Genomic DNA, 7,488 nt, shown 5'->3' with positions numbered 1-7,488 from the left:
ATGGCAGATTTAAAAATTATATAACCATTAAGACGCTAAAATTAAATTGGGTGATGATGTAACTAACCCTAAAATAAAAAAAGACCTCTAGAAATTTTCTAAAGGTCTTTTTTGTTTTATAAAATGTTATTTTATAATTATTTAGCCAATGGATTGGATTGAAGCTCTGTTAAAGGAACTGGATAAAAATTGTTTTTTGCAGGATCAAAACCATTTCGTCCAATAGCGTCTAGAGCTGCTTTTGTTTTTCCCCAGCGGCGTAAATCATAGAAGCGGAAGTTTTCTTGAGGAAACTCAATAATCCTTTCGTGCTCAATTTGAGCTTTCACTTGATCATAAGTGCTACCCGCCATTCCTGGCATATCAGCTCTAGTGCGCACCTGATTGATTAAAGGTATCGCTGCGGCTGTTTGCCCCAATTCATTTAGTGCTTCTGCTTGCATTAATAATACATTAGAATATCTCATAAGAGGAATATTTAGACCAATGAATTCTTGATCCATTTTTTCCTGAGTAGTTGGAATGAATTTACGGAATACAGGTTTGTCGGTATCACCAAAACGTTCATCATATGTTTTTCCAAACAAAAGTGGATTGGCAGGATCATTAAAATAAGGATCCTTAAAGAATATGGTACTGTACAAACGAGAATCATAGCCGCCAGTAGTGGCTATTTTACCTTCTTTTTTGTATTCGTCCATCAACATGGGACTTGGTAGAATTTCATCCCATCCACCCAGTTCACTTGCTGCCATCCAGTAATGGATAGCCGTACGATAGGAAGCCCCATTTGCTGTATTTTCAGAAAATTGTAATTCAAAAATGGATTCTGGTGAATTCTCATTGCTTCCATCAAACATACTGCCGTAATTCTTAACAAGGGAATATCCTTGAACCTTATTTAAGGCAGTAATAGACTCGTTGAGGTGTGCTTGCTTTTGAGCGGTTTCTTCGTAGGCACGAGTTAAATAAGCAAAACCAAGATAACTATTCGCCGCGCCACTGGTGGCACGACCCGTATTGTCACTCGGCTGTACTGTTGGGAGTATAGCTGCGACGGCTTTTAACTCACTGGTGATAAAATCCCAAGCTTCAACGCGAGTCGATAAAGGAGCATTTAATTCGGATTGATCTGTGATGTATTTTTTTCGAATAATAATTTGATCCCAATTCAGCAGTAATTTCATGTAGTAATAGGCACGAAGAAAACGGGCTTCTGCCTCAATCTTTGCTCTGTCACTATCACTTATAGTTGATGAAGGAATTTGTTTCAATTTATCAATAACTTGGTTGGCATTGCTTATTCCTCTATAATTATTATTCCAATAACTAGTAAATTGACTGTTACCATTGGTGTAATTAAAAGCGTATAGTTCTACCCAATTTTGATAATTTTGAGCATCACTACCCAATAAGCAAATGTCTTCGCGGTATGCTTCGACGGACCATTTTACTTCCGAAAATGCCCATTCATCAGTAGAGCCTTCCAATTGGGCGTAAGTTGCCGCCAATCCTGCTTCGGCATCTGATTTGTTTCTCCAAAAATTTTGAGAAGTAAGTTCATCTGGTGATTGTTGATCTAAAAAATCACTACATCCAACTAAAGTGAATAAACTTACGATTGAAAATATATAAAATGTCTTTTTCATAATTGTGCTTTTAAAGATTTTATTAAAAATTAAATTGGACACCCGATACGAATGATCTTGTAAAAGGATATACAAAACGGTCTACACCAGTATTAAGAACCGATGATCTTGAAAATTCAGGATCAATACCTTGATAGTTAGTGATTGTAAATAAATTTTCGGCACCTACGTAGAATCTCAATTTGTCAATTTTTGCTCCTGCTAAGAATTTTTCAGGAATTGTATATCCAAATTGTAATTGACGAAGACGTATAAAATCACCGTTTTCAAGAAAACGTGTTGATTCACGGCTGTTTCCGTTAGGATCTGATAAAACGGCGCGTGGAATGTTACTATGATTCTCAGGAGTCCATGCATTAAGGGTAGTAGCTAGCATGTTTGTACCATTATTCATAGATTCGTAGAAATATCTGTTTCCATTATACAGTTTGTTTCCCCAAGCACTTCCTATTAAAGCTGAAAAATCAAATCCCATATAATTGGCTCCCAAAATAAGATTGGCTTCCAGTTTAGGCAGTCCAGTTCCAGAATACACTTTATCCTCTTCATCAATAGTTCCGTTGCCATTTATATCTTTGAAACGAATATCTCCAGGTTTTGCGTCTGGTTGAATTAAATTACCATTTTTACTATAGGCGTTTACTTCATCCATAGATTGAAAAATACCGTCGGTTTGATATAAATAAAAAGCACTAATTGGTTTTCCTACGTGAGCTTGAGTTGGAAAATGTTCAGCTCCAAATTTTAAGCCTTCTCCATAAATTACTTGGCCTTCATTGGCGAGTGACACGACTTTATTTTGAAGGGTAGTTAGATTGAATCCTACATTATAGTTGAATTCATTTACTTTATTACGGTAATTAATTTCAAATTCAAATCCTCTATTACTGATTTCACCTACGTTAAGAATTGGATCATTGATTCCGGCCGAAGGAGCAATTTTTTTAATAATCAACAAGTCTTGAGTTGTATTGTAGTAATAGTTCATAGATCCGCTTAGTTTGCCTCCTCGAACTGTATAATCAATTCCAATATTTTTAGAGTCGGTTGTTTCCCATTGTAGATCTTTATTTTCCAATGTAGTTGCAATACTTCCTGGCCAAGGATTATTTCCATTTCCTTGGACATAACCATATTTTAAATTATTTCCAGTAGTGATTAAGGCACTGGAAGAATAATAACCCAATGCTGATTCGCTACCCAATTGTCCCCAACTCGCACGTAATTTTAAATTAGACATGAAGAAATTGTCAGGATAGAATTCTTCTTTTTCAATTTTCCAACCTAAAGCAATTGATGGAAATGTACCGTAACGACTGTTCTCTCCAAATTTTGAAGAGCCATCATGTCTCAAACTCATTTGAAGAAGATAACGGTCTTTATAGGAATAATTTAAACGACCAAAATAGGATAATCTATTGTATTGGTATTTTGAACCATCGGCATTATAAGTCCCCCCTTTTCCGGCGCCAATAGTTTCAAAGCTTGAATCTAAAAATCCAGCAGCTTGTTCTGAAGTTACAATTTGCCCATTTTCTACCGTATAGTTAGTAGTCTTGCCTTCTACTTCAACACCTGTCCATTCTGAAGACATTTCGTTTAAGGTATTACCTAACATTAAATTGAAAGTATGATCCCCAAAAGTTTTATCAACGGTAAGTATATTGTCTAATATTTGGTTATCCCAATGTGTATTTGTATTACTTTGTACTGTATATAAATGTGGCTCTTTATTATTGGCAATATAAGGTGGATTATGTGCCGTTAATTGGTTATTCGTTACGCGATACGAATAAGCAATTTTATATTTTATCCAAGAGGCAATGTTGGCGGTTACCCCAAAATTTGCAGTAAAATCTTGTCCTTTATCTATTCTTGAATTGAAATTTTGCTCCGCTACAGGGTTGGTGTACGAAGGTAAGCCGTTTTTATTGGTTAATCCATATCCGTAAGTTTCATTGGCATCATATACAGGAACTAATGGCGAAATGGAATACACCTCTTTCAATTGGAATGTTGGAAGCTCACTTTGTGTTCCTATATAAGCCATTTTGGCGTCGATATCAAAAATTGATTTTTTGAAACTAAGTCTTGCACTTGCGTTTTGTCTTTCAAAATCATTACCAATTACAATTCCTTCTTCTTTGACAAGGTTACCATATAGCGCATATTTTACGTTTCCGTCTTTACCTTGTATTCCTAAACCGTAGTTTTGTGCCAGTCCGGTGCGGAAAACTTCATCTTGCCAATTGGTGTTGGCCGTTGCCGGAGTAGTGATGTAAGCTGGTAAAGCTACAGGTTGACTTGAATATTGATTGTAATTATCATAAATGTTTTTGGTCACCGTCTGGTATCCCTTGGCATCAAGCATTTCAAGTTGATTGGCAGCAGAAGAACTATTTAAATAAGCTGTAAAATCAACTTTTACACCATCTTTTTGTCCATTTTTTGTTGTTACCAAAATAACTCCATTTGCAGCAAGTGATCCGTAAATAGCTGCCGCAGCTCCATCTTTAAGAACCTCCATTGATTCAATATCGTTTGGGCTTACGGTATTAATTGACCCTTGGAAGCCGTCAATGATATATAAAGGCTCCGTGTTTCCAAAGGTATTCACCCCTCTTATTTTTACACTTACGCCACCACCTGCTAGCCCTCCCGTTTTTTGAACGCTTACACCGGAAACTAATCCTTGTAGCGCCTCTGCGGCACTAGCGGTAGTTCTACGCTCTATGCTTTCTTTTTTTACTGATGAAATGGCTCCAGTAACATCACTCTTTTTCATTTTTCCGTAACCCACAACAATTACTTCGTCCAATTTATTGGTTTCGTCCTGTAGGGAGATATTAATTTGGGTTTGATTGTCTACAAGCTCCGTTTGTTCTGTAAATCCAATGTATGAAAATGTTATACTTGGAGCTACTACCGTTGAAGGAATTGTCAGGCTATATGAACCATCAAAATCAGAATTTGTACTGATTTTAGTTCCTTTTACAATGACATTTACATTTGGTAGTGTGTTACCTTTTTTATCGGTTATTTTTCCTTTAATAGTAATAGTATTTGTAGCACTTTTGTTTTGATTGTTATCCTGTGCATGAATGGCATTAGGTAATCCAACGCATAAAAAAAGAGCGACATAAATAGCACTCCTAAATAGTGGTATTGATTGTTTCATATGAGATAGTTTAAGATTATAGTTTAAAAAATCGGAAGATATTTTATCTCCATTTGCTAATTGTTATATTTTTTTCACCTCCTTTTTTATAAAATATAAATTGATTATTGATACTATTTTAATTTTTTTTGTTTGCCTTAAAAATGATGTTAATATCATTTTGTAAAATAAATTGAGGATAAACAAACCCTAAAAAACCGACTTAATTGGTAGTGTTTGATGATAAATATGACAGTTTTGCTTTTTTTGTTTTTATATATAAATAATTTTTTTAACGTTAAATTGAATTTTTATCAATAATGCATACTATTTTTTGACAATATGCTTTGACTTAGCTTCTTTTTTATATAAAGATCGGTTTCAAAAATAGAGAAGTTTTAAAACAGCCGCATACTAGTACCTACCAGTTTGTTCGACGTAAAAGGAATACAGAAGAAAATGAATAATTCTTGCAAAGTTTGAGTTAATATAGTATTATTTGTGATTGGTAAGCGTTTGGTTACTGTTTCATAACGGTCGCGAATTTTGAACTGTTTTCGACGTTCTTAATTTTGGAAATTATTGAAATGCGAAGAAAAATAGTTTGATTTGTTATGTGTTTAAAATATATTTTTTCAAAATTTATGATTGCAGATTGTAATGCCAAATGGACATCAGAACATTGTTTTTTTAGTTCTTTTGCATTTCAATTTCGACCCTACCAGTAAAGGGAGTTTTTGATTTCTGTAATTTTAGGATGTATCTTTCCTGTTGTACTTAAAGAGTTAACAAGAGGTTATCAATTTTTGTGAATTAGGTTATGATATTTTGTAAAGAATAATGTATTTATTACACTTTTTTAATTGTATAATAGTAGATTGGGTAGTTTATTATGATGAAATCATAGATTAATGGAAACAGACTTTGTTAAAAAAAGGATTGATTTAAAATAAAAAAATAAAGATTAAGGTTGTCCATATTAGATTGTATTTTAGTATAATTTAGAATAAACTGGTAGGGTTTTAATAAGATGATATTAATTTTCTAAGATTTAAAAGGAGGGGTGCAAAAACAATTTGGGATTTGTCTATAAATCGAATTAATCTATAAATTGGAGATCACTTTGAGCAGTTTTGATTTAAACAATCCATTGGGTTGAATTTAATATATTAACTTAGTTGTATTGTAAAAATCAAACGAGTCAAAATAGAATAAAAAAAATCGTGTCATACATTTGAAGTGCTAGTTTGTTATTGAATTGAAAATTATTAAAGCATCATGAAAAAAATAACCTTGTTTTTAGTTTCGGTTTTTTTAACGACAACTGTATCCTATAGTCAGAATACTGCTTCAAAGGCTGCCAAAGAATATGATAGTTTAGTGAGTCATACGATCTATGGAAAAAACGAAAAAGTTGGAAAATACTATACTATCAGAGGGTTTAAAATGTATTGTGAAATCTATGGCTCAGGGGAACCACTGTTGTTTATTCATGGGAATGGATCGAGCATCAATGCTTTTGTAAAACAGATTCCTTTTTTTTCAAAAAAATATAAAGTAATCGTTGCCGACAGCCGTGCTCATGGTAAATCAATTGACAAATCTGATGCCCTTACTTACGAAATGATGGCCGATGATTATGCAGCCTTATTGACGGAAATGAAAATAGATTCGGCCTATGTTGTAGGCTGGAGCGATGGTGGAATAAATGGGCTGTTACTTGCCATTAGACATCCGGAAAAAGTAAAAAAGTTGGCAATTACGGGAGCGAACTTGCAACCAGACTCTACTGCAGTTTCACCGGATATTTTAAAAAGCACCAAAAAGACATACGATATGTTTGTCAATATGTTTAAGGAGAAAAGAGCCAAGACTCCTTTAGACTCAACTGTTTATAAATACATGAAGTTGTTGATTGAGCAACCCCATATTGCAATAGATGACCTTCATAAGATTAAGGCTCCAACACTTGTTATTGGCGGCGATCAAGATGTGATCCGACCAGCACATACCTTGAACATTTTTGAAAGTATTCCCAATGCTAATCTGTGGATTCTTCCCAACTCAGGGCATTCGACTTTAGTGAGATACTCTGATGAGTTTAATGAGAAAGTGGAAGATTTTTTTAAAACCAAGTATCATAAAATCGAAGGTGGCGATAGGGGTTTTTAGAAACTGCTTTTTGTATATTTGGGTTAAGTCTAAAAAAATACAAACTCGAAGCCAGTTGGGCGTTTTGTTGAATTTTAGAAAATAAAAAAGTATATGAAGAAAATAATTTTAATAACTGCAATTTTAATTGCAACGTTCAGTAAGACTTATGCACAAGAAATAAGTTTTAAGGCACCGGATTACGAATTAATCAAAAAGAATATTCAGGACAAAAAATCGAATTATTATTATCCAAAATTATTGGAAAGAATGATTTCCAATGATACATTATTGACTAATGAGGATTATCGACATTTGTATTTTGGATATGTTTTTAACTCAAAATACGATGCTTACTATAGGTCGCCAGATGAGGAAAAATTAGGTAAATATTTCACTAGTGATTCAATATACGAAAAGGATTATGACGAAATAATAAAATTATCAGAGCATTCTATTAGCTTATTTCCGTTTGATTTGAGACAGATGAATTACCTAGGATATATTTATCATTTAAAAGGGGATAATGTT

At 33.7% G+C, this 7,488-nt stretch carries 4 protein-coding genes; 2 read left to right on the top strand and 2 right to left on the bottom strand.

Going from position 1 to position 7,488, the window contains the following annotated elements; genetic code table 11:
- Nucleotides 1–137: 137 nt before the first annotated feature.
- Both VFS71_RS18150 and VFS71_RS18145 read right to left on the bottom strand, forming a co-directional pair.
- Complete coding sequence (locus tag VFS71_RS18150; protein WP_326403035.1) at nucleotides 138–1,649, bottom strand: RagB/SusD family nutrient uptake outer membrane protein; 1,512 nt, start codon at nucleotides 1,647–1,649, stop codon at nucleotides 138–140.
- A 22-nt stretch (nucleotides 1,650–1,671) separates the two neighbouring features.
- Complete coding sequence (locus VFS71_RS18145; RefSeq protein ID WP_326403033.1) at nucleotides 1,672–4,827, bottom strand: TonB-dependent receptor; 3,156 nt, start codon at nucleotides 4,825–4,827, stop codon at nucleotides 1,672–1,674.
- A 1,257-nt stretch (nucleotides 4,828–6,084) separates the two neighbouring features.
- On the opposite strand from VFS71_RS18145, the gene VFS71_RS18140 reads away from it, so the two are divergent.
- Together VFS71_RS18140 and VFS71_RS18135 are read left to right on the top strand one after the other, a co-directional pair.
- Nucleotides 6,085–6,978: an alpha/beta hydrolase gene (locus VFS71_RS18140; RefSeq protein ID WP_326403032.1), complete on the top strand. Its 894-nt coding sequence runs from the start codon at nucleotides 6,085–6,087 to the stop codon at nucleotides 6,976–6,978.
- 93 nt (nucleotides 6,979–7,071) lie between these two features.
- A partial coding sequence (locus VFS71_RS18135; RefSeq protein WP_326403030.1) for a DUF4919 domain-containing protein occupies nucleotides 7,072–7,488 on the top strand: 417 nt, incomplete at its 3' end.

Source organism: Flavobacterium sp., assembly GCF_035760125.1.
GTDB lineage: Bacteria > Bacteroidota > Bacteroidia > Flavobacteriales > Flavobacteriaceae > Flavobacterium.
Note: the sequence above shows the minus strand (reverse complement) of the source record. Positions and strands in the feature narration are given on the sequence as shown.